This window comes from Mesorhizobium sp. CO1-1-7 (assembly GCF_020164885.1).
GTDB classification, from domain to species: domain Bacteria; phylum Pseudomonadota; class Alphaproteobacteria; order Rhizobiales; family Rhizobiaceae; genus Mesorhizobium; species Mesorhizobium australicum.
On record NZ_JAIUHA010000004.1, the window covers coordinates 304,374 to 324,929 of the forward strand.

Genomic DNA, 20,556 nt, shown 5'->3' on the forward strand with positions numbered 1-20,556 from the left:
TCCCCCCGGAGTGACCGCGTCTGCTCTCGCGGATACATATATAGTTCTCTTTTTGTTCCTGAATGCAAGCAGAAATTGTGGCGGCGGTTCACTTTGCCGATTTCCCTTTGTGGCGTCCGGGCACAAGCTGGCCCGTCGAGGCCACAGTTTCTGCACCGCCGATCCATCCGCATTGGCCCATGGCAGGATCGGTTTTTCCCCGCAGAGTAGCTGCAACAATGCGAGGCTCCCCCATGCGCAAGCTCATCTCAACCGGCTCGCCGTTCGAAAAGACCGCCGGCTATTCCAGGGCGGTGGTGCAGGGCGACTGGTGCTTCGTGTCCGGGACGACCGGCTACGATTACGCCACCATGACGATGCCGGACAGTGTCGAGGCGCAGACGCGCAATTGCCTGGCGACGATCGGCAAGGCGTTGCAGGATGGCGGCTTCGAGATATCCGACGTGGTGCGCGCGCACTACTACATCACCGACCAGGCCTTCGTGGATGTCGTCTTCCCGATCCTTGGCGAGACATTCGGCGACATCAGGCCGGCGGCCACGATGATCGTCTGCCAGCTCAACAAGCCGGAAATGAAGATCGAGATCGAGGTGACGGCGCTGCGGCGTACCGTGTGAGGAGACTTCCGCCATGAAGGTCCGGCGTATCGTGGCCAATATCGAAACGCCGGACGCGGCGGCGGCGAACCGTTTCTACCACGACGTGCTTGGCCTCGACATCCTGATGGATCAGGGCTGGATCGTAACCTACGGTTCCGAGGACATGATGGAGCTGCAGGTCAGCTTCATGACGCAAGGCGGGTCCGGTACGCCGGTGCCGGATCTGTCGATCGAGGTGGACGATGTCGATGCGGCATTCGAAGCCATGAAGGGCGCCGGCTTCGCCGTCGAATACGGACCCGCCGATGAACCCTGGGGCGTGCGGCGCTTCTATGTGCGCGATCCGCTGGGCCGACTGGTCAACATTCTCTCGCACCGGTGAGCGCATCTTCCGTGGCCACTAACTTGGACATGCCGGCGGGACAGCGGCGACAGGTCCTTCGTCCTCCCCTTGCGCTGCAACCGCTTGGCGTTTAGCAAGGCCGCGTCGCACAGCGCCGCGAGCCTCTTTGGCGCGCGAAGGACGCTGTGCAAACCGAAACGCATTCTTTCTAGGACGGCTCACCATGGCAACGAAGCATCTTTTCCTGCTCCCCGGCGACGGCATCGGCCCCGAGGCGATGGCCGAGGTCAAGAAGCTGATCTCGGCCATGAACGCAAAGCTCGGCAGTGGCTTCGTCACCGACGAGGGCCTGGTTGGCGGCTGCGCCTTCGATGCGCACGGTGCGGCGATTTCCGATGCCGACATGGAAAAGGCGATGGCTGCGGACGCGGTGCTGTTCGGCGCCGTCGGCGGACCGAAATGGGATGCCGTGCCTTACGAGGTGCGCCCCGAAGCCGGCCTGCTGCGCCTGCGCAAGGACATGGAGCTGTTCGCCAATCTCAGGCCCGCCATCTGCTATCCGGCGCTGGCCGCATCGTCCTCGCTGAAGCAGGAAGTCGTCGAAGGCCTCGACATCCTCATCGTGCGTGAGCTGACCGGCGGCGTCTATTTCGGCGAGCCCAAGCAGATCATCGATCTCGGCAACGGCCAGAAGCGCGGCATCGACACCCAGGTCTACGACACGTTCGAGATCGAGCGCATTTCGGGCGTCGCTTTCGAGCTCGCGCGGACCCGCAAGAACCATGTCACCTCGATGGAAAAGCGCAACGTCATGAAGTCGGGCGTGCTGTGGAACGAGGTCGTCACCCAGACCCACAAGGCACGCTATTCCGACGTCAAGCTCGACCACATGCTGGCCGATGCCGGCGGCATGCAGCTGGTGCGCTGGCCAAAGCAGTTCGACGTCATCGTCACCGACAATCTGTTCGGCGACATGCTGTCCGACATCGCCGCCATGCTGACCGGCTCGATCGGCATGCTGCCGTCGGCCTCGCTCGGCGCGCCTGACGCCAAGACCAAGAAGCGCAAGGCGCTGTACGAGCCGGTGCACGGTTCGGCACCCGACATTGCCGGCAAGGGCATCGCCAACCCGATCGCCATGATCGCCTCCTTCGCCATGTGCCTGCGCTATTCCTTCGGCATGGTCGACGAAGCCGACAAGCTTGAAGGCGCTATCGCCGCCGTGCTCGACCAGGGCCTGCGCACCAAGGATATTTTCTCACCCGGCATGACCGAGGTCGGCACGGTCGAAATGGGCGACGCGATCATCGCCAAGTTCCTGGGATAATCAGCGGATCTCGCCGGCAAGCTGCCGCAGCAGACCGACGAGCCGCGCCTCGTCCACCGGCTCGAAAAACGCTGAGTCGGCGGCCTCGACGGCGACGATCGCTTGCTGGGCGGCCGCCGCCCCGGCGGCGGTGACGCGGATCACCTTGGCCCGGGAGTCCCGGGAATCGGCTTCGCGTGCGATCAAACCCTTGGCCTCCAGCCGGGCGACGACGTCAGAGGTCATCTTCACCTCCGTGCCGGCCTGGGCGGCGAGCTGCACCTGGTTGGGCGGTTCGCCATTGCGGCCAAGCCACATCGCCGAGGCGAGCAGCACGAACTGGACATGCGTCAGGTCGAGCGGCGCCAGCGCCGCCGTCATGACGCGCTGCCAGCGCATGGTGGTTCGCCAGAGCAGCAAGCCGGGGCTCTCCGACGGCCCGCCCTTGAAGCGCGTGTCGAGTTCAGCCATGGTTCGCCAACGCCTCCGCCTGCTCGAACAACTTGGCCATCGACACGTCGAAATCGCCACTGATCTGGGGCCCGAGTTCCGGGCCGACCTCGGCGGCCGAACGGCCTGAGATATCGAGCCGGTGCGTCACCTGCGTGCCGCCTTCGACAGGCACCAGAGTGTGCCTGAACAGCAGCTTGGTGTCGCCGAACGAAGTTTCATCGGCATAGGTGACGTTTTCGACGAGATCGACGATGGTCGATTCGAACGTGTCCTGACCGACCGGCGTCACCGAGACGCGGGTGCCCTTGGCGAATGGCCCATGCAGCACGAAGGTATCGGAGCCTTCATAAGTCAGGCGGCCTTCATGCAAGGCCTTGAGCGCGTTCCAGATGGCTTGCGCAGGAAGGGGGGAAGTCGCGGTGTATTCATTGGTCCACATCGTCTTGCTCCATTCACCTATTTAATCTGCACACAGACTATCTGTGCGCGGATTAAATTGCAAGCGGAATCTTCGTCTGTGATACGAAGTTCGGCTGAACCGTCGTTTTTTGGAGTGACTTTCGAGGGATCTGGCTCCTAAACCCTGACTCCCGCCGGTATCGGTCCCCACTGGTTTTCACGCGCCTGGGTCGGGATCAGCGCGAAGACCAGGATGATCAGGCTGCCGATGCTGGGGATCAGGATCACCAGATAGAGCCAGCCCGACAGGCCGATATCGTGCAGCCGGCGCACGGTCATGCCGAGGCCGGGCAGGAGCGTCGCCAAGAGGAAGGTGCCGCAGAGGCCGACCGTCACCGCCGCCGAGACATCTGTGTCGAAATTGCCCATTTCGATATCGGTGAAGATGCCGATGCCGCCGACGATCAGCAGGCAGACCACCCAAAACAGGCAATAGCCCCAATATTCCTTGCGGCGGGCGCGGCCGGCGAAGTTGAAGTAGTTCTGCGTCAGTCCACGCCAGAAATAGCCCCAGAGATCACTGGGTTCGGCGGTTGCGCTCTCGCTGGATCGGCCGAAATGCTGCGCCTGCGGTGCGCGGGCTGTGGATGCGGTGCCGGCTTGGGCCGGTGCCGCATCTATTGCTGCGCCAACCGTCGAGTTCACGGCCGGGCTTGCGGTGGTTTGGCCAGCGATCGAAAAGACGTCTCGCGCCTGGCCGCCGCCCGGCTGGAACTCGACCGCCGTCCCGTTGGGCATGGCGGTTTGCCGACGCAGGTTCTCGCGGGTGAAAGTGTAGCTGCTGCCGTCGGCTCCGGTGATCAAGCCGAAGCCCTGGTCCTGGTCATAGTGAAGCACTTCGCCGCGCATCCGCCCGCCCCCTTATAGCCTGCTCCCTGCCAAAGATGTGGCACAGGCCCAAGCCCATGGGCAAGCCGCCCATAGCTATGACAGCCAAGCGTTCCGATGCCTGCCGCGCGTCCCTGGCCGGGCACATCGCCGGACAGCTCCGGCCGACACTGGCGTCGGCAAGCTGGGCGGCCATCAGGGCCGGCCTGAAGCAGAGCGCGGCCAGTCTGGATTCTTACGAAGGCCGCTTCTTCGCCTTCTTGTTTTTTGGCGGACCGGCGTTGTCGAATTTCGGCTTGCCCGGCTTCTTCGCCCACGGCTTTGCCTCATGCGTGGTGGCCGGACGCTGGTCGACTGAAGCCGGTGCGCGCTTCTCGAATTTGCGCTTCGGCGCGTTCGGGTCGAACGGCGCCTTGCCGCGATGCGGCTTCTTGTCCGGGCTCGGCGGCTGATAGCCGGCCCGCGACAGGTCCGGCGTGCCGTCCAGCCGCTTGACCACGATGTTGCCCTGCAATTTGCGGTCGGGACCGATCGCGGCGAGAAAGCGCTCCGCCCAGTCGGCGGCGATCTGCACGAAGGTCTCTTCCGGCTGCATCTTGATGGCGCCGATCTCGCGCTTGGAAATGCTGCCGGCACGGCACAGCATCGGGATCAGCCAGCGCGGCTCGGCATTCTGGCGGCGCCCCACCGACAGCGAGAACCAGACGCTGGCGCCGAAATCGTCGCGGCGGCTCGGTGCCTCGTCGCGAGGGCTGAATTTTTCGCCCGCCGCTCTTTCACGCGATGGCGTGAAAGGCGCGACGTCCATGAGATCCTCGGGCGCCGAGCGGCTGGCGCGGCATTGGCGCACGAAGGCGGCCGCCACCTGTTCGGCGCCGTGCCGGCTAAGAAGCGCATCGATGAACTCGCGCTCGTCATCCTTGACCGGTTCGTCGAAAGCCGGGTCGGCAAGAATGCGCTCGTCGTCGCGCCGCATCACGTCGTCGGCCGAGGGCGGGCTCGCCCAGGTCGCCGTCAGCTTGGCGCTTTGCAGCAGCCGCTCGGTGCGCCTGCGGGCGCTGTTAGGCACGATCAGCGCGCTGACGCCCTTGCGCCCGGCACGTCCCGTGCGGCCGCTTCGGTGCAGCAGCGTTTCGGGATTGGTCGGCAGGTCGGCGTGGATCACCAGCTCGAGATTGGGCAGGTCGATGCCGCGCGCCGCGACGTCGGTGGCGATGCAGACTTTCGCGCGGCCGTCGCGCATCGCCTGCAGCGCGTGGCTGCGTTCGTTCTGGCTGAGTTCACCCGAGAGCGCCACGACGGAAAAATTGCGGTTGTTGAAGCGTGCGGTCAGATGGTTGACGGCGGCGCGCGTGTTGCAGAACACCAGCGCGTTCTTGGCCTCATAGAAGCGCAGCACGTTGATGATGGCGTTCTCGCGGTCGGCCTGGGCTACATTCAGCGCCCGATACTCGATGTCGAGATGCTGCTTTTCCTCGCCGGCGGCCGAGATGCGCACGGCATCGCGCTGATAGCCCTGTGCGAGCGTGGCGATGGAGCGCGGCACGGTGGCCGAGAACATCAGCGTCCGGCGCTCGGCCGGTGCGGCATCGAGGATGAATTCGAGGTCCTCGCGAAAGCCGAGGTCGAGCATCTCGTCGGCCTCGTCGAGAACCACGGCCTTCAGCGTCGACATGTCGAGCGAATGCCGCGTGATGTGGTCGCGCAGCCGGCCGGGCGTGCCGACGACGATGTGGGCGCCGCGCTCCAGCGCGCGCCGTTCGGTGCGCATATCCATGCCGCCGACGCAGGACGCCACCGTGGCGCCGGTTGGCTCATAGAGCCATTCGAGCTCGCGCGTCACCTGCAGCGCCAGTTCGCGTGTCGGCGCCACCGCCAATGCCAGCGGCGCCGCTGCCGGGCCGAAACGTTCCGCGCCGTCGAGCAGCGTCGGCGCCATGGCAAGGCCGAAGGCGACGGTCTTGCCCGAGCCGGTCTGCGCCGACACCAGCGCGTCGGCCTGGCCGAGCTCCAGCACCGCCTTCTGCACCGGTGTCAGGTCGGAATAACCGCGTTTTTCCAGCGCTTGTGCCAGCGCGGGAACAATACCATCGAAGTTGGACATCTCGTTCTTTCGGAATTCAGGGTTCTGCGCTCATCATGGAGCACATGCCGGGGGCTGGCGGCGCCAGCCAAACAATCTTGGCCGTTCGTACTTCCTGCCGCCCTTCTTGTACAGGGTGCCGTGAAGGCTATGCGGCGTACCGCCAATTGACTCCTGCCGCAAACCGCGTAAAAGCCCGCTTCGAACGGGATCGTTTTTCGATGCGCTGCCTTTTGATGGCTCTTCTTGCATTCGATGCCCCCAGCCTCAATGCGAACCATTGGGCCGGGCGCGTCGCTGCGTCGCCTCGTCCCGGCAAAACCCCATTCTTGGCCAAGAAAACCACCAAAACCACCAACAAAACGGTGTGATTCCCTTGGCCTAACCACCCTCTCCCGGGTCCGGCCCGGGGGACGGAACCCGCACTTGGCCGGCGGGTTTTCTCCAAAAACCAAGCGGAGAGGGACAGGAGATTTTTATGAGTTTCAAGGTTGCGGTAGTCGGCGCCACGGGCAATGTGGGCCGGGAAATGCTCAACATCCTGGAAGAGCGCGGCTTTCCAGTGAGCGAAGTCGTGGCGCTCGCCTCGCGGCGCAGCATGGGCACGGAAGTGTCGTTCGGCGACCGCACGCTGAAGGTCAGGCCGCTCGACCAGTATGATTTTTCCGACACTGACATCTGCATCATGTCGGCCGGCGGCAATGTCTCCAAGGAATGGTCGCCGAAGATCGGCAAGCAGGGCTGCGTCGTCATCGATAATTCGTCGGCCTTCCGTTACGACCAGGACGTGCCGCTGATCGTGCCCGAGGTTAACCCGGACGCGATCTCGCTGTTCACACGCAAGAACATCATCGCCAACCCGAATTGCTCGACGGCGCAGCTCGTCGTGGCGCTGAAGCCGCTGCATGATTTCGCCACCATCAAGCGCGTCGTCGTCGCCACCTACCAGTCGGTGTCCGGCGCCGGCAAGGAAGGCATGGACGAGCTGTTCACGCAGACGCGTGCGGTGTTCGTCGCCGACAGCGTCGACGTCAAGAAGTTCACCAAGCGCATCGCCTTCAACGTCATCCCGCATATCGACGTCTTCCTCGATGACGGTTTTACCAAGGAAGAATGGAAGATGGTCGCCGAGACCAAGAAGATGCTCGATCCCAAGATCAAGCTGACGGCGACCTGCGTGCGCGTGCCGGTGTTCATCGGCCATTCGGAAGCGGTCAACATCGAGTTCGAGAAGCCGATCACCGCCGACGACGCGCGGGAGATTCTCCGGGACGCCCCGGGCTGCCAGGTCTTGGACAAGCGCGAGGATGGCGGCTACATCACGCCGCTGGAATCGGCCGGCGAGGACGCCACCTTCATCTCGCGCATCCGCGAGGATTCGACCATCGACAACGGCCTGTCGATGTGGATCGTCTCCGACAATCTGCGCAAGGGCGCGGCGCTGAACGCCGTGCAGATCGCCGAGCTCCTGGTAGAGCGCGGCCTGATCCAGCCGAAGAAGAAGGCGGCATAATCTTCGCTCACGGGCCGTATCGCCGCTGCCGCGGCTGGCCCTCCGCGAGGGCGCCGGACGACCGGCGGCCCGCCGTCGCGGGCTCAGCCTCCGGCCGTTAGCCCTCTTCTCCCCGTCACTATACGGGGAGAAGGTCCCGGCAGGGGGATGAGGGGCGGCGCTGGCCTGTCCATTTTCCTCGACCGACCGGCGGCAGTCACAGGCTTGTAGTTATGACCGATAACATCAAAGTCGCTCCGCGCCCGGCCATCGGTTCCGACGCCGCTTCCATCGCCAAGGTCATGCGTGCGGCGCTTGCCTCGTTCGACTGGATGCCGGTCTTGCACACGCCGGAGCAGGACTTGTCTTTCATCCGAGATATCGTGTTGCCCAACCAGCAGGTGACGATCGCCGAGGCCGACAATGACATTATTGGCTTCATTTCGGTCAAAGGCGAATGGATCGAGCAGCTTTATCTTGATCCGGCCTGGACGGGCCAAGGAATTGGTAGCCGGCTAGTGGAAGAGGCTGCCGCCATCTTGCCGGTGGTCAAGTTATATTGCTTTCAGGCCAACAGCGGTGCCCGCCGCTTCTATGAACGCCACGGATTTCGCGCCGAAGCGTTCGGCGACGGTTCGACCAATGAGGAAGGATTGCCGGACATTCTTTACGTCCGAAGGCGCTGATTTCAGCCAGCGCTGTCCTTGGCGAGCTGATGCAGCATCGCCATCGCCTCCTCCGCCCGCCCAGCCGGCACGAACAGATGGTCGTGGTAAAAACCCGAGACCGGATTGACGCCCATGCCGGCGGCGGCTAGGCGCGCGGTGATGGCGGCAAGGAAGCCGACGGCTTCCAGCGATGAGTGGACGTTCAGCGTGATCATCCGGCAGCGGAACGAGGCGGTCAGCTCAGTGCTCCGGGCGGCTTCCTCCGTCACGATCAGCGTCGTGCCTTCGCGCTCCCGAAACGCCATGACCGGTTCGAGGCCTTCGGGCTGTGGAACGCCAGGCGCCAGCGTGGCGAAGACATAGATGCCATCGCGCAGTTCCGGCATCATCGACGCCAACAGAGTGCTCAGATCGGTCTCGCCCGTCATTTTTTTCCTCGCCTGCATCGGGACGGCAGCAGCTTCTCAATATCCGCAAACAGCACACACCGGTAGTCGACACACGGACGACATGGCAATGTCGCTGGCGGCCGGGCTTGCATGGCCGCCGCATCGCACAATACAGGAGCTGAGGGCCGACGCTCGCCCGTGAAAGGCTCCCGAATGATCGTTCGTCCGCGCCCCACCTTCCTGCAGCTGTTCTTCATCATGCGTGGTTCGGTGGTGCCACGCATCCTGCCGCAGATTTTCGGCTTCGCGATCTATTCGGCGGTCATCCTCGTCGTGGCGCGCCGGTTCCAGCTCGATCTCGGCGTCTTCAACATCACGCCTTTCGGACTGGTGGGCGTGACCTTGTCGATCTATCTGTCGTTTCGCAACAACGCCGCCTATGATCGCTGGTGGGAGGCGCGCAAACTGTGGGGCGCGCTGGTCTTCGAAATCCGCAATCTGGCCCGCGCCACGACAAGCCTCATTCCCGATCGGGCCGAGCAGCGCGCCCTGCTGATGGAAGCGCTGGCCTTCTGTCATTTTCTGCGCGGCCAGTTGCGCAAGATCGACAGCGTCAAGGAGGTCCATGCCTTCATCGAGGCTGAAGCCGGGACGGCCGCTAGTTTCGCCAATCCGGCGGACGAGATGGTCAGGCGCATGGGCCGCCGTGCCAATGCGCAGCGCCGGGCTGGCGACCTCGACACGATCGGTTTCCGCATTCTGGATGAGAGGCTGGCGTCAATCACCGCCATCCAGGCCGGCTGCGAGCGGATCGCCGGCACGCCCTTGCCCTTCGCCTACACGCTGCTGGTGCACCGCACGGCCTACATCGTGTGCCTGCTGCTGCCGATTGGCCTGATCTCGACCACCGGTTGGGCAACGCCATTGTTCACGGCGCTGATCGCCTACACCTTCTTCGGCCTCGACGCGCTTTCGGAAGAGCTTGAGGATCCGTTTGGCACCGAAGCCAACGACCTCGCGCTCGACGGCCTGTGCCGGGTCTGCGAAATCTCGGTGTTCGAGGCCTTGGGCGAGACGCCACCAAAGATGCTGTCGGCCGAAAAGTTCTATCTTTCGTAACGCCGCACCGTCAAAAATCCGAACATTTGTCGGATCGACGCCTCATGGAACGTCCTTGGGTCGACCCCACCGAAAAAGGGGCTGACCATCAGGAGGACACCCAATGAGCATTTCTCAAACCGCGCCCGTCTCGGCTGGCGCCCTGTGGACCGGCCGGGCGCTCAGCGGCCTCATCGTCCTGTTCATGATCTTCGACGGCGCCATCAAGCTGCCGCCGCTCGACGTGGTCACCCAGACGATGGTGCCGCTTGGGTGGCCAGCCGATCCCAACGTCGCGCGCATGCTGGGCGTCATCGGCCTGGTCTCGACCGCGCTCTACGCGCTGCCGCGCACCTCCGTGCTCGGCGCCCTCCTGCTCACCGCCTATATGGGCGGCGCCATCGCCACCAATGCGCGCATCGGCAATCCGCTGTTCTCGCACATGCTGTTCGGCGTCTATCTCGGCATCATCCTGTGGGGCGGCCTCTATCTGCGCGACCCCAGGGTTCGTGCGCTGATCCCGTTCAGCCGATAGCTGTTCCGAGCCAAGAACAGCGTCCACTTCGCCTGACGCCATCGGGTGGCAATACCGCCGATGCGGTCTGTTTGGGCGAGCAGCGTCGCGATCTTCGTTCTCCTCGGGATCAAATTAGCCGTCTGAGAGTTAAGCACTTGGCGGCGAGACGGCGATCCGCGTGTGAGAGGAACGACAAATGAAGAAAATACTGACCATTCTGGTGCTGACGACGGCACTGGGTGCATGTTCGCAAACGGAAAAAGGGGCTGCCGTGGGCGGCCTGGGCGGTGCTGCGGTTGGCGCGGCCGTGGCCGGAGATCCGGTGCAGGGCGCTGTTGTCGGCGGTGCGGTCGGCGCCGTGGCCGGCGCGCTGATCGGCCATGCCAGCGAAAGCGGCCAATGCCGGTACCGCGATCGCCATGGTCGGGTCTATGTCGATCGCTGCCCAAGCGGTTATTGATCGGCCTCAGTCCAAACATGAAGAGCAAAACGGCGGGGTTTTTACCCGCCGTTTTTTCGATCGATGAATTGACCGCGACTCGCTTGAGACAGCCGCCGCCGCGAGCCGCGCTACAACAGCTCCTGAATGTATCGCCAGGCGTCCCGTCCCAGATCCGCATCGGCGCGGTCATTGCCGCCATGCGCATGCGAGCTTGAGCGCGGGGTGGTTTCGCCAGGCAGGACGATGCGGTGGCCGACGCCGGGGGCCCAAACCAGGCGCGTGGCCTTTCCGGCGTCTTGCCGACGCTGGACAATCGACGCGGCAAATTCCAGGGACGGCCACAGCGCGTCGTCGCCGCCCGCGATCAGCATGACCGTCGCCGAAATTTCCTCGACGGGAATGGCGGCCCTGTCGGCCTCCTCCTTGAAAGCGGTCAGGCAGTGTTCGAAAAGCCCTCGGTAGGACACGAGGCCATCGACGTAGCTTGCTTTCCAATTTGGGTCGGCTGGAACAAAGGGGCACGGCAGTCCCTTGAGTGTCCACGACGACCGCTCGGGCCAGCTGACGCCATCGCGGCCCGGCCCGATGTTTCCCCAGACCACCGATGTCGGGCTGATCGCGACAACGGCGTCGATGCGCGGGTCATGCGCCGCCACGAGCAAGGCCGCCTCGGCACCTTTGGACGTGCCGACATAAACGATGCGCCGGCATCCCAAACCGACAAGACGGTCGGTCGCGGCGAAAAAAATCTCCAGGGGGATTTCGCATATGCCTGGGATCTGGTCTTGGCCGCCAAACCACCGGAGGGCAAGGGCAGAGACGCCCACATCGGCAAACAGCCTGGCGCGCCCGACGTCGACGCGGCCGCTCGATCCGCTCAGCACCACGACACCTGTCGTGGCCTCGGGGCATCGCAACAGGGTTCCGGCGACGAAGCCGGACAGGATTTCCTCCGCGACTGCCCGTTCGTCCATCCGATCCTCAGCCGGAAATCAGAAGCTTTCCAATGAAACAGCAAAGGGCAGGTGAGTGACAAATGCAAACAACAAAACGGCGGGCTTTTGACCCGCCATTTTGTTCCCGCAAGGAATAGGACGCGATTACTCGGCGGTAGCGGCTTCCGCTTCGGCCGGTGCGGCAGCGGCCGAGGCGACGGCGGCAGCGGCGTCTTCCTGGGCCTTCTTCAGCAGGGCGGCGCGTTCCTGCGCCTTCTTGCCGGGCTCGGCCTTCTTCGGGTTGGAGCGGGCTTCGCGCTTGGCAAGGCCGGCCTCATCGAGGAAGCGCAGCACGCGGTCGGTCGGCTGGGCGCCGTGCGACAGCCAATGCTTGACGCGGTCGGCGTCGACCTTGATGCGCTCGCCGTCCTTCGGCAGCAGCGGGTTCCACGAGCCGAGCGACTCGATGAACCGGCCGTCGCGGGGCGAACGGGCATCGGCGACGACGACGTGGTAGTAAGGACGCTTCTTCGAGCCCGCACGGGCCAGTCTGATCTTCAGTGCCATTTCTTTTCTCCTAAAAGCTCTGATTTCGTTTGATAAGTCAGGGTTTCTTCAACCCGTTTTCGTCACGCCGTTGGCAGCGGCGATCTGTTCGTGGTGCCGGATCACTTCGCGGACGACGAAGTTGAGGAATTTCTCCGCGAAATCCGGGTCGAGATGCGCGTCATGCGCCAGCTGGCGCAGGCGGGCGATCTGCTGCTGCTCGCGCGCCGGGTCGGCCGGCGGCAGGCCATGCTCGGCCTTGAGCACGCCAACCGCCTTGGTGCAGCGGAAGCGCTCGGCCAGCATGTGAATGAGGGCCGCGTCGATGTTGTCGATCGAGGCGCGGTAGCCGGCCAGGATGGTGCGGGCGTCGGCCATGTCCTTTTCTTCGTTCATAGCGTCCTCACTTTTTCTTGCCGAGACCGGGCAGGCCGCCACCGCCGCCAAGGCCGGGAAGCTTCATGCCGCCGGGCAGGCCGGGCAAGCCGCCGCCGGGAAGACCGCCGGGCAGGCCCTTCATGCCGCCGAGGCCGGCGGCCTGCGCCTGCTTCTGCAAGGCTTCGAGCTGCTTGGGGTCCATCTTCGACAGATCGGGCATGCCGCCCATGCCGCCGGGCATCATGCCGCCCCCCAAACCACCAAGGCCCATCTTGGAGGCAAGGCCACCCATCATGCCGCGCATCAGGCCGCCGCCTTTGCCCTTGCCGCCCATCGCCTTCATCATGTCGGCCATGCCGCGATGCATCTTCAGGAGCTTGTTGATCTCGGCGGCATCGGTGCCGGAGCCGGCGGCGATGCGCTTCTTGCGCGAGTGCTTGAGAATGTCGGGATTGGCGCGCTCGGCCTTGGTCATCGAGGAGATGATCGCGAGCTGGCGGCCGAACATCTTGTCGTCGAGGCCGGCGGCGGCCATCTGGTCCTTCATCTTGCCCATGCCGGGCATCATGCCCATGATGCCGCCCATGCCGCCCATCTTCGACATCTGCTGAAGCTGCTGGGCGAGGTCGTTCAGGTCGAACTTGCCCGACTGCATCTTCTTGGCCATCGCCGCCGCCTGCTCGGCATCGATGTTCTCGGCGGCTTTTTCGACGAGCGAGACGATGTCGCCCATGCCCAGGATGCGGTCGGCGATCCGCTTGGGGTGGAATTCCTCCAGCCCATCCATCTTTTCGCCGGTGCCGATCAGCTTGATCGGCTTGCCGGTGACGGCGCGCATCGACAGCGCGGCACCGCCACGGCCGTCGCCGTCCATGCGGGTCAGGACCAGGCCGGTGATACCGACGCGCTCGTCGAAGCTTTTCGCCAGGTTGACGGCGTCCTGGCCGGTCAGCGAATCGGCGACCAGCAGGATCTCGTGCGGGCTCGACACCTTCTTGATGTCGGCCATCTCGACCATCAGCGGCTCGTCGATATGGGTGCGGCCGGCGGTGTCGAGGATGACGACGTCATGGCCGCCGAGCTTGGCCGCCTGCACGGCGCGCTTGGCGATATCGACCGGGTTCTGGCCTGCGATAACAGGCAGCGTCGCCACCTTGACCTGCTCGCCGAGCTGGCGCAGCTGCTCCTGCGCGGCCGGACGCCGCGTGTCGAGCGAGGCCATCAGGACCTTCTTGTTCTGCCGCTCGGTCAGCCGCTTGGCGATCTTGGCCGACGTGGTGGTCTTGCCGGAGCCCTGCAGGCCGACCATCATGATGACGACCGGGGCCGGTGCGTTGAGGTCGATGGCGACACCCTCGGCGCCGAGCATGTCGACCAGCTCGTCATGGACGATCTTGACGACCATCTGCCCCGGCTTGATCGACTTCAGCACCGCGGCGCCGACGGCCTTCTCGCGCACCTTGTCGGTGAAGGACCGCACCACTTCCAACGCCACGTCGGCCTCGAGCAGCGCACGGCGCACCTCGCGCAACGCTGCCGAGACATCCGCCTCCGACAGCGCGCCACGGCCGGTCAGGCCGTTCAGGATGGAGCCAAGACGCTCCTGCAGCGATTCAAACATTCGTTTTCCTTTTCCCTGGCACCGGATGGTGCCCGAGAGGTAATGCGTTCGCGCCCAGTCTCCAAGCAAAAGCCAGTCCAAGCAAAAGCCCAAAACCAAAAAGCACCCGGGGGCGCACAGCGCTGCCGGGTGTTGGCCTCCAGGATCTGTTTACAGCACTCGGCCTCAAAGAGGTTTCGGCATCCTGGTCGGCTTGCTCGGAGGGATACTCGTCGCGGAATTGGTGGGCTGTAGACAGGAATTTGGCGCGAGAGTCAAGGCAAGGCCGGTGCCGCGCCGTTTCCCGGGCCGCGATCAGGCCGTGCTCGGGCCGTTGGGGACCTGGGCTGAGACCCTCAGCGGCGAGCGCGGATGCAGCAGCAAAACAATCGTCAGCAGGCTGCAGGCAATACCGATGAGCGCAATGAGGATGGCATCCGATATCATCCAGCCCGGTCCCTCGAGCGGCTTTGCAGTGAACAAGGCGAAGGAATTGTAGCTCTCCTGATGCGAGATCAGCAGGAAGCCGGTGAGGTTGTTGCCAAGATGGGCGCCAAGTGCCGCGCCGAGATTGCCGGTGGCGTAGACCACGAGGGTCAGAAGCAGCGCGAAGGCAGCGATCGACACCAGCACGCTGGCGTTGATGGCGGCCGACGAACCGCCGCTCCAGTGCAGCGAGGTGAACAGCAGGCCGGGCAGCAGCGCCCAGACGCACGGGCTTCTGAACCGATTGGCCAGGCCACGCAGCAGATAGCCGCGAAACAGCACCTCCTCCGACGAAGTCTGCAGCAAGGTGAGCGTGGCGATTGGATCGCGAACAGCAGCCATGACGACAGGCTGATCGTGCCGCGCGCAATGCCGGGCTGCAGCAGATAGAGCAGGATTTCGGACAAGGCCGACGTGATCAGCACCGCGATCAGCCCCTTGAGGAAGTCCGGTCGCGCTACGCGGCGGCCGGCGCCAAGCAGCGCCGACAGCGGCTCGCCATGCACCCAGCGCATCACGATCCACAGGCCGATCCAGATCCCGGCGAAAGAGGCGAGCGCGCAGAGGATGCCGACGGGCGAGGCGAGAAAACCTTCCACGCCGTATGGCGAAGCCGCCGCCCCCTGCCAGGCGAAGTAAACATGGGTGCCACCGAACAGCACGGCCGCGGTGGTGGCGGCCCAGAACAGGACGGCGATCAGCGTTCCCAGCAACAGGCGCGGCAAGGTCGTCCTGGCGTTCGGCGTGTTGCGATAGCGCTCGAAGGCGGTGTCGTCGATCGTCACGCTTGTCCTCGATCCCAATCCATCGCTGCTTGATCCAGCTGATGGCTTCGGGAACCGGAATCGATATCAGCAGGAATACGCGCACACCCACGGAACGCAGGCGCGGGCCAGCCTGCCGCGGGGGCCAATCCAGGTTTCGCCGGCGGCCGCTTCGGCGACCGCCGGCATCGCGTCAACGCACGACGTACATGATGCGCCGTGTCTGCGGATCGATCAGCGCCCGCTGGCCGTTCACATAGACATAGCGGTAGTTGTAGTCAGGAATTTCGCGCAGCTCGACCGTATCGGGCAGGGTCGCGCCGGTGACCACCTCGCCGTCGAGATAGACGGGGTCGAGGCGATGGGTGTCGACATAGGTCCGTACCGCGGCCGGCGGCGCTGGAAAGTCGCCAACCACCGGATCGCTGGAAATGATCGCACCGGTATAGTCGGTCGAATAGTTGCCGATGTCGTCCGGCGGCGAGACCACGGCAACGGCGGAGCGGCGCTGCGTCAGCACCACGCGGCTGCCGCCGAAATCGGCGGTGACGTAGTCGGAATAGACCCAGCCCTGGCCGCCAGCTTCGGCGATGGTGCACCATTTGCTGTTTTCGATGCAGCCGTTGAGCGTCGCCGACTGGCCTGCGGCGAGAACGCCAATGACAGGATATTGCGGGCCGGGACCGGCACGCACGTTGAGATCGGTGACTGCCGAGACAGCGGTATCGGCCAATGCCGCGCCCGACATTGCGGTCAGCATCCCGGCTATTGCGGGAAACAATAAGGATTTCATGGGTTCTCTCCGTTTCACAGTCCCTCGGCGGTGACAACGGGACAGCAGCGCATGCGTTCCGGCTAAAATGCGCGAGCCAACTCACGATTTGTTCCGGCCTCCATCGGCAAGCCGGTCAGAAGATCGTGTACGAACGCCAGTTTCCGCGCGGTCGCGTCCGAAATGACGAAGGGGTAGAGGTCGGGTAAGCCCATGCAGCGGTTGATCGAATTGGAGGCTTCCGACAGCACCAGCCAGCGGGCAAGGACCTTGTCGAAGGGCTCGGGCGTGTTGGCGGGCTCCGAGGGTGCTGCCTGCGGCTCGCCCCCGGTATCGCCCTGCGGCAGTTCGTTCGCCTCCACCGTCTCCAGCCGGCCGAGCGGGAAATTCAGCGCATGGACCATCTCCAGCGTGTCGGTGATGTGCAGGTGGTGGGCCCAGGTCTCGGCCCAGTCCTCCCACGGATGCGAGGTGGCGTAGGCCGAGATGTGGTCTTGCTGCCAGTCGGGCGCCGCGCCATTGGCGTAATAAGCCTTCAGCGCCTGTTCGTAGTCGGCACGCTCGTCGCCGAACAAGGCGCGGAACGCTTCCAGCCTTTGCGGATCGTCGCGGATCAGGCGGTCCCAGTAATAGTGGCCGAGCTCGTGGCGGAAATGGCCGAGCAGCGTGCGGTAATTCTCACCCATCTGGACGCGACGTTTTTCGCGCTCGGCTGAATCGGCTTCGGCGACGTTCAGCGTGATCAGGCCGTTGTCGTGACCAGTGAGAATCCGTTCGCCGCCCGGGCCGCCGCCGATCGGATCGGCGAGGAAGTCGAAGGCCAGCCCGATCTCGTCCGTCGGGCTCTGCTTGGGCGCCACCGGCAGGCCGAAGGCGAGCAGCGAATAGATGGCGCGCTTCTTCGCCGCCTCGACGCGAATCCAGCGGCGGCGATTGCCGTCGACCGAGAGATCGGGGATCAGCTGGTTCAGCACGCAGGCACGGCAGAAGACCTGTCCCGGCTCGGCCATCCAGTTGCAGGCGCATTCGTCGGCATTGGTGCACTGGATCGCGCCGTCGACGCCGGACAAGACAAAGCGCGCGCCCTCGGGATCATAGAGCACGAGACTGCTGCAGTTCAGGCACTGGGCATTCTCGAAATAGAGACGGTGGCCGCAATGCGGGCAGTCGAAAAGTTTCATCTCGGTCTCAATTCGTCAGAAGGGATGCATGATTCATCTGAAAGGGATGCATGGCGGCCCGTGCCCAAACGCGAACCACCGGCCGGTGTTCCGCGGTCAATCGCGACTATTTTGCTTCGCCGGTCCAGGCGCGCCTGCCCCGGTCCATGGGCGGCATCAGCGTCTTTCATGCCTGACACTCGCCATAATAATCACTTGATCGTAGGCAAATTCCCCGGCATTCGCCAGCATCGCGCCACAGACGGTGACAAATGCGCGTTTCGCTGGCAAATTCGCAAACGGGACGTGAATCAGGCAACCAGGAGAACAACATGGCATTTCGTGCCAAGGGTAGGATTTTAGCGGCGGCGGTGGTGGCGGTGCTCGGGCTGGCAACCGGCGCGCAAGCGGCGGCCAGCTGCGGCAAGACCGGCGCCGGCTTCGACGCTTGGAAACAGGACTTCGCCGCCGAGGCCAAGTCCGAAGGTGTCGGGTCGAGGGGTCTGGCTGCTCTGGCCGGCGCGACCTACGCAACAAGGACGATCTCCGCCGACCGCGCCATCCACAAGGCCTTCAGCGGCTCGGTGGACGATTTCATGAAACGCCGCGGCGGGTCGGCGATCATCTCCAAGGGCCGTTCGCTGAAGAAGTCGAACGCGGCGCTGTTCAACCAGATCGAAGCCAACTACGGCGTGTCGCCGGGCGTGCTGCTCGCCATCTGGGGCATGGAAACCGGCTTCGGTGCTTCCATGGGCAACCAGAACACGGTCTCCGCCATTGTGACGCTTGCCTATGATTGCCGCCGTCCGGATTACTTCCATCCGCACGCCATCGCGGCCCTGAAGCTGGTTGATCGCGGAGCGTTGACCGCCTCGTCGGTCGGCGCCATGCATGGCGAGATCGGCCACACGCAGTTCCTGCCCGGAAATGTCTTGAAGTATGCGGTCGGTAGCGGAAACCTGCGCGACAAGGCGATCGCTTTGGCCTCCACCGCCAACTTCCTCAAGGGTCACGGCTGGCGGGCTGGCGCGAGCGCGCAGTCGAATATGGGCGCGATCGCCGGCTGGAATTCCGCAAGCGTCTATCAGCAGGCCATCGCCCGCATCGCCACGGCGATCGACGCCGATTGATCGATCCGCACGGCCATTGAACGAAAAACCCGGCTCCGCGCCGGGTTTTTCATTTCACGTCGAGCGCATAGGAGCAGCCGGCCAGCGTCCTGCCGGGGTGGGACTCGACGGTCGAGACGTTGAGCGTGATGCGCGTGGCAAGGCTCACGCCGCCGGCATCCTCGCTGCTTTCGGCCATGACCTTCTCGCCGAGGAACTTGTCCGGCGTCGAGACCGTCGCCGGGACGTCGAGCTGGCGGGCGAGGTCCGGCGCTGCGATGCCATCAAGCACGGCCATCGGCCCTGTCGCGGTAAAGACGATCGTCGCGGTCTCGCGCCCGAAGACATGGACCGGGACCGGCAATCGATACTGCCGCAGGAAGGGATTGCCGGAAGCGACCTCCTTCCAGCCAAGGGTCTGCGCCGCGTCTGGCTCACCGCCCAGCCAGAGGGCAAGACCATTATACGCCGGCAGATCGGCCCTGCATTCGATGAGGGCGGCGAGGTCCAGGGAGGTGGGCGCGAAGTCCCCAGCCATGACCGGCGCCGCCAGAAAGAGCAGCGGCACCGGGCATCGACCGAGACAGCGCATTCCGTCTAGCTGTTGCGGTTGCGCGCGGCCAATGTCCGCAGCCTCAGCGCATTGAGGCGGATGAAGCCGGCGGCGTCCTTCTGGTCATAGGCGCCACGGTCGTCCTCGAAGGTGACCAGCGCGTCGGAATAGAGCGTCTTCCCAGATTTGCGGCCGGTGACCATGACATTGCCCTTGTAGAGCTTCAGCCGCACCGTGCCTTCGACGTCTTCCTGGCTCTTGTCGATCATCGCCTGCAGCATCAGGCGCTCGGGCGAGAACCAGAAGCCGTTGTAGATGAGCTCCGCGTAGCGCGGCATGAACTCGTCCTTGAGGTGCGCGGCACCCCGGTCGAGCGTGATCGATTCAATGGCGCGATGGGCCACGATCAGGATAGCGCCTCCCGGCGTTTCATACACGCCTCGCGATTTCATGCCGACGAAACGGTTCTCGACCAGGTCGAGCCGGCCTACGCCATTGTCGCGGCCGAGATCGTTGAGCGCCGCCAGCATGGTGGCCGGCGACAGCTTCTTGCCGTTGAGCGCGACCGGGTCGCCCTTCAGGAATTCGATCTCGATCTCGGTGACGGCATCCGGCGCGTCCATCGGCGACACGGTGCGCTGGTGCACGAATTCCGGCGGCTCGCTCCATGGGTCTTCCAGCACCTTGCCCTCGGAGGACGAGTGCAGCAGATTTGCGTCGACGGAGAACGGTGCGTCGCCCCTCTTGTCCTTCGGCACCGGGATCTGGTGCTGTTCGGCGAAGTTCATCAGGTCGGTGCGCGATTTGAACGACCAGTCGCGCCACGGCGCGATGACCTTGATGTCGGGGTTGAGCGCATAGGCCGAAAGCTCGAAACGGACCTGGTCGTTGCCCTTGCCGGTGGCGCCATGCGCGATGGCGTCGGCGCCGGTTTCCCTGGCGATCTCGACCAGGTGCTTGGAGATCAGCGGCCGCGCGATCGAGGTGCCCAGGAGATAGGTGCCTTCATAGACGGTGTTGGCGCGGAACATCGGGAAGACGAAGTCGGCGACGAATTCCTCGCGTACGTCGACGATGCGGATGTCCTTGATGCCCATCATCTCGGCCTTCTTGCGCGCCGGTTCGAGCTCCTCGCCCTGGCCGAGGTCGGCGGTGAAGGTGATGACTTCGGCGCCGAGTTCGGTCTGCAGCCATTTAAGGATGATGGATGTGTCGAGGCCGCCGGAATAGGAGAGCACGACCTTCTTGACGTCTTTGAATTTGGACATTTCTGCTCCGTGGAAAAGCGGACGCCTGAGGCAAGGCGTCACGGATTGTCGGAGCGCCTTTTAGCAGGAACGGCAAAGCGAGCAAGCGCACGCGGCGCAAGGTTGCTGATCCAGCGCGGCAGTGCGACGCCGGGCTTGATCGGGAGGACCGATCCCCGGGCCATGCCGCCGGTCACCAGGCGCTCAAGAACGCCGCCTGTAAGCTGCGAAATGTAAGCTGGCGAAACTGGCCGAACCGCTCCAACTCCACCGGAGGACGCGCTGGCCCCATCTGGCGCCGGCGAGACGGGTCCTGTATAGCCGACGCG

General features: G+C 64.3%; 23 protein-coding genes. 9 read left to right on the forward strand and 14 right to left on the reverse strand.

The features are described 5' to 3' along the window. Positions 1–233 precede the first annotated feature (233 nt). From LB516_RS10765 to leuB, 3 genes are all read left to right on the forward strand, one after another. On the forward strand, positions 234–617 hold the full coding sequence (locus LB516_RS10765; protein ID WP_140712221.1) for a RidA family protein: 384 nt from the start codon (positions 234–236) through the stop codon (positions 615–617). Between the two features lie 13 nt (positions 618–630). Next, entirely contained in the window at positions 631–981 is a 351-nt protein-coding gene (locus LB516_RS10770) for a VOC family protein (RefSeq protein ID WP_224719507.1), read from the forward strand. A gap of 184 nt (positions 982–1,165) precedes the next feature. Next, complete coding sequence (gene leuB / locus LB516_RS10775; protein WP_015314971.1) at positions 1,166–2,269, forward strand: 3-isopropylmalate dehydrogenase; 1,104 nt, start codon at positions 1,166–1,168, stop codon at positions 2,267–2,269. On the opposite strand, the gene LB516_RS10780 is transcribed toward leuB, so the two are convergent. The 4 genes from LB516_RS10780 to LB516_RS10795 all read right to left on the reverse strand — a co-directional run bounded on the left by LB516_RS10780 (position 2,270) and on the right by LB516_RS10795 (position 6,092). Next, entirely contained in the window at positions 2,270–2,719 is a 450-nt protein-coding gene (locus LB516_RS10780; protein WP_015314970.1) for a MarR family winged helix-turn-helix transcriptional regulator, read from the reverse strand. Then, complete coding sequence (locus tag LB516_RS10785) at positions 2,712–3,140, reverse strand: polyketide cyclase (protein WP_224587118.1); 429 nt, start codon at positions 3,138–3,140, stop codon at positions 2,712–2,714. The genes LB516_RS10780 and LB516_RS10785 overlap by 8 nt, the downstream gene beginning before the upstream one ends. Positions 3,141–3,277: 137 nt before the next feature. Next, positions 3,278–4,009: a DUF805 domain-containing protein gene (locus tag LB516_RS10790; protein ID WP_224719508.1), complete on the reverse strand. Its 732-nt coding sequence runs from the start codon at positions 4,007–4,009 to the stop codon at positions 3,278–3,280. Between the two features lie 214 nt (positions 4,010–4,223). Continuing rightward, on the reverse strand, positions 4,224–6,092 hold the full coding sequence (locus tag LB516_RS10795) for a DEAD/DEAH box helicase (RefSeq protein WP_224719509.1): 1,869 nt from the start codon (positions 6,090–6,092) through the stop codon (positions 4,224–4,226). A 457-nt stretch (positions 6,093–6,549) separates the two neighbouring features. Between LB516_RS10795 and LB516_RS10800 the strand changes: the two genes are divergently transcribed. Together LB516_RS10800 and LB516_RS10805 are read left to right on the forward strand one after the other, a co-directional pair. Continuing rightward, positions 6,550–7,584, forward strand: coding sequence for an aspartate-semialdehyde dehydrogenase (locus tag LB516_RS10800; RefSeq protein WP_224719510.1), 1,035 nt, complete (start codon positions 6,550–6,552; stop codon positions 7,582–7,584). Positions 7,585–7,865: 281 nt separating this feature from the next. After that, complete coding sequence (locus tag LB516_RS10805) at positions 7,866–8,249, forward strand: GNAT family N-acetyltransferase (protein WP_224719511.1); 384 nt, start codon at positions 7,866–7,868, stop codon at positions 8,247–8,249. A 2-nt stretch (positions 8,250–8,251) separates the two neighbouring features. On the opposite strand, the gene LB516_RS10810 is transcribed toward LB516_RS10805, so the two are convergent. Further along, positions 8,252–8,659, reverse strand: a complete 408-nt coding sequence (locus tag LB516_RS10810; RefSeq protein WP_224719512.1) for an ACT domain-containing protein — start codon at positions 8,657–8,659, stop codon at positions 8,252–8,254. Between the two features lie 174 nt (positions 8,660–8,833). Here LB516_RS10810 and LB516_RS10815 point away from each other — a divergent pair, with 174 nt between their 5' ends. From LB516_RS10815 to LB516_RS10825, 3 genes are all read left to right on the forward strand, one after another. After that, a complete protein-coding gene (locus tag LB516_RS10815; protein WP_140618264.1) occupies positions 8,834–9,739 on the forward strand; it encodes a bestrophin family protein in 906 nt (301 codons plus the stop codon). 103 nt (positions 9,740–9,842) lie between these two features. Continuing rightward, positions 9,843–10,253, forward strand: coding sequence for a DoxX family protein (locus tag LB516_RS10820; RefSeq protein ID WP_140618262.1), 411 nt, complete (start codon positions 9,843–9,845; stop codon positions 10,251–10,253). A gap of 178 nt (positions 10,254–10,431) precedes the next feature. After that, the gene (locus tag LB516_RS10825) at positions 10,432–10,695 is read left to right on the forward strand and encodes a YMGG-like glycine zipper-containing protein (RefSeq protein WP_015314961.1); all 264 of its coding nucleotides are present in this window, start codon (positions 10,432–10,434) and stop codon (positions 10,693–10,695) included. A gap of 110 nt (positions 10,696–10,805) precedes the next feature. Here the strand turns inward: LB516_RS10825 and LB516_RS10830 are convergent, their stop codons facing one another. The 7 genes from LB516_RS10830 to LB516_RS10860 all read right to left on the reverse strand — a co-directional run bounded on the left by LB516_RS10830 (position 10,806) and on the right by LB516_RS10860 (position 17,339). Beyond that, complete coding sequence (locus LB516_RS10830; protein WP_224719513.1) at positions 10,806–11,651, reverse strand: acyl-CoA thioester hydrolase/BAAT C-terminal domain-containing protein; 846 nt, start codon at positions 11,649–11,651, stop codon at positions 10,806–10,808. A 126-nt stretch (positions 11,652–11,777) separates the two neighbouring features. Next, positions 11,778–12,179, reverse strand: coding sequence for a 30S ribosomal protein S16 (rpsP, locus tag LB516_RS10835; RefSeq protein WP_023774471.1), 402 nt, complete (start codon positions 12,177–12,179; stop codon positions 11,778–11,780). A 48-nt stretch (positions 12,180–12,227) separates the two neighbouring features. Next, positions 12,228–12,554, reverse strand: a complete 327-nt coding sequence (locus LB516_RS10840; protein WP_015314959.1) for a chorismate mutase — start codon at positions 12,552–12,554, stop codon at positions 12,228–12,230. Positions 12,555–12,561: 7 nt separating this feature from the next. Beyond that, positions 12,562–14,157, reverse strand: coding sequence for a signal recognition particle protein (ffh, locus tag LB516_RS10845; protein WP_015314958.1), 1,596 nt, complete (start codon positions 14,155–14,157; stop codon positions 12,562–12,564). A 294-nt stretch (positions 14,158–14,451) separates the two neighbouring features. Further along, positions 14,452–14,964, reverse strand: a complete 513-nt coding sequence (locus LB516_RS10850) for a CPBP family intramembrane glutamic endopeptidase (RefSeq protein ID WP_224719514.1) — start codon at positions 14,962–14,964, stop codon at positions 14,452–14,454. A 615-nt stretch (positions 14,965–15,579) separates the two neighbouring features. After that, positions 15,580–16,179: a DUF1236 domain-containing protein gene (locus tag LB516_RS10855; protein ID WP_015314956.1), complete on the reverse strand. Its 600-nt coding sequence runs from the start codon at positions 16,177–16,179 to the stop codon at positions 15,580–15,582. A 62-nt stretch (positions 16,180–16,241) separates the two neighbouring features. Further along, entirely contained in the window at positions 16,242–17,339 is a 1,098-nt protein-coding gene (locus tag LB516_RS10860) for a putative zinc-binding metallopeptidase (RefSeq protein WP_224719515.1), read from the reverse strand. Positions 17,340–17,650: 311 nt separating this feature from the next. Between LB516_RS10860 and LB516_RS10865 the strand changes: the two genes are divergently transcribed. Then, positions 17,651–18,448 carry a lytic transglycosylase domain-containing protein gene (locus tag LB516_RS10865; protein WP_015314954.1) on the forward strand — a complete coding sequence of 266 codons (798 nt, stop codon included), beginning with the start codon at positions 17,651–17,653 and terminating at the stop codon, positions 18,446–18,448. A 49-nt stretch (positions 18,449–18,497) separates the two neighbouring features. Here the strand turns inward: LB516_RS10865 and LB516_RS10870 are convergent, their stop codons facing one another. Further along, positions 18,498–18,965, reverse strand: coding sequence for a hypothetical protein (locus tag LB516_RS10870; protein ID WP_411909928.1), 468 nt, complete (start codon positions 18,963–18,965; stop codon positions 18,498–18,500). Between the two features lie 59 nt (positions 18,966–19,024). Then, entirely contained in the window at positions 19,025–20,248 is a 1,224-nt protein-coding gene (locus LB516_RS10875; RefSeq protein WP_224719516.1) for an argininosuccinate synthase, read from the reverse strand. Positions 20,249–20,556: the final 308 nt, after the last annotated feature.

Bases quoted from the DNA above. Each gene is read 5' to 3' on its own strand.
- LB516_RS10855 (WP_015314956.1), bottom strand. From the start codon at position 16,179: ATGAAATCCTTATTGTTTCCCGCAATAGCCGGGATGCTGACCGCAATG.
- ffh (WP_015314958.1), bottom strand. From the start codon at position 14,157: ATGTTTGAATCGCTGCAGGAGCGTCTTGGCTCCATCCTGAACGGCCTG.
- LB516_RS10785 (WP_224587118.1), bottom strand. From the start codon at position 3,140: ATGTGGACCAATGAATACACCGCGACTTCCCCCCTTCCTGCGCAAGCC.
- leuB (WP_015314971.1), top strand. From the start codon at position 1,166: ATGGCAACGAAGCATCTTTTCCTGCTCCCCGGCGACGGCATCGGCCCC.
- LB516_RS10810 (WP_224719512.1), bottom strand. From the start codon at position 8,659: ATGACGGGCGAGACCGATCTGAGCACTCTGTTGGCGTCGATGATGCCG.
- LB516_RS10865 (WP_015314954.1), top strand. From the start codon at position 17,651: ATGGCATTTCGTGCCAAGGGTAGGATTTTAGCGGCGGCGGTGGTGGCG.
- LB516_RS10805 (WP_224719511.1), top strand. From the start codon at position 7,866: ATGCGTGCGGCGCTTGCCTCGTTCGACTGGATGCCGGTCTTGCACACG.
- LB516_RS10875 (WP_224719516.1), bottom strand. From the start codon at position 20,248: ATGTCCAAATTCAAAGACGTCAAGAAGGTCGTGCTCTCCTATTCCGGC.
- LB516_RS10795 (WP_224719509.1), bottom strand. From the start codon at position 6,092: ATGTCCAACTTCGATGGTATTGTTCCCGCGCTGGCACAAGCGCTGGAA.
- LB516_RS10770 (WP_224719507.1), top strand. From the start codon at position 631: ATGAAGGTCCGGCGTATCGTGGCCAATATCGAAACGCCGGACGCGGCG.
- LB516_RS10830 (WP_224719513.1), bottom strand. From the start codon at position 11,651: ATGGACGAACGGGCAGTCGCGGAGGAAATCCTGTCCGGCTTCGTCGCC.
- LB516_RS10840 (WP_015314959.1), bottom strand. From the start codon at position 12,554: ATGAACGAAGAAAAGGACATGGCCGACGCCCGCACCATCCTGGCCGGC.
- LB516_RS10800 (WP_224719510.1), top strand. From the start codon at position 6,550: ATGAGTTTCAAGGTTGCGGTAGTCGGCGCCACGGGCAATGTGGGCCGG.
- LB516_RS10790 (WP_224719508.1), bottom strand. From the start codon at position 4,009: ATGCGCGGCGAAGTGCTTCACTATGACCAGGACCAGGGCTTCGGCTTG.
- rpsP (WP_023774471.1), bottom strand. From the start codon at position 12,179: ATGGCACTGAAGATCAGACTGGCCCGTGCGGGCTCGAAGAAGCGTCCT.
- LB516_RS10850 (WP_224719514.1), bottom strand. From the start codon at position 14,964: ATGGCTGCTGTTCGCGATCCAATCGCCACGCTCACCTTGCTGCAGACT.
- LB516_RS10815 (WP_140618264.1), top strand. From the start codon at position 8,834: ATGATCGTTCGTCCGCGCCCCACCTTCCTGCAGCTGTTCTTCATCATG.
- LB516_RS10765 (WP_140712221.1), top strand. From the start codon at position 234: ATGCGCAAGCTCATCTCAACCGGCTCGCCGTTCGAAAAGACCGCCGGC.
- LB516_RS10780 (WP_015314970.1), bottom strand. From the start codon at position 2,719: ATGGCTGAACTCGACACGCGCTTCAAGGGCGGGCCGTCGGAGAGCCCC.
- LB516_RS10825 (WP_015314961.1), top strand. From the start codon at position 10,432: ATGAAGAAAATACTGACCATTCTGGTGCTGACGACGGCACTGGGTGCA.
- LB516_RS10870 (WP_411909928.1), bottom strand. From the start codon at position 18,965: ATGGCTGGGGACTTCGCGCCCACCTCCCTGGACCTCGCCGCCCTCATC.
- LB516_RS10860 (WP_224719515.1), bottom strand. From the start codon at position 17,339: ATGAAACTTTTCGACTGCCCGCATTGCGGCCACCGTCTCTATTTCGAG.
- LB516_RS10820 (WP_140618262.1), top strand. From the start codon at position 9,843: ATGAGCATTTCTCAAACCGCGCCCGTCTCGGCTGGCGCCCTGTGGACC.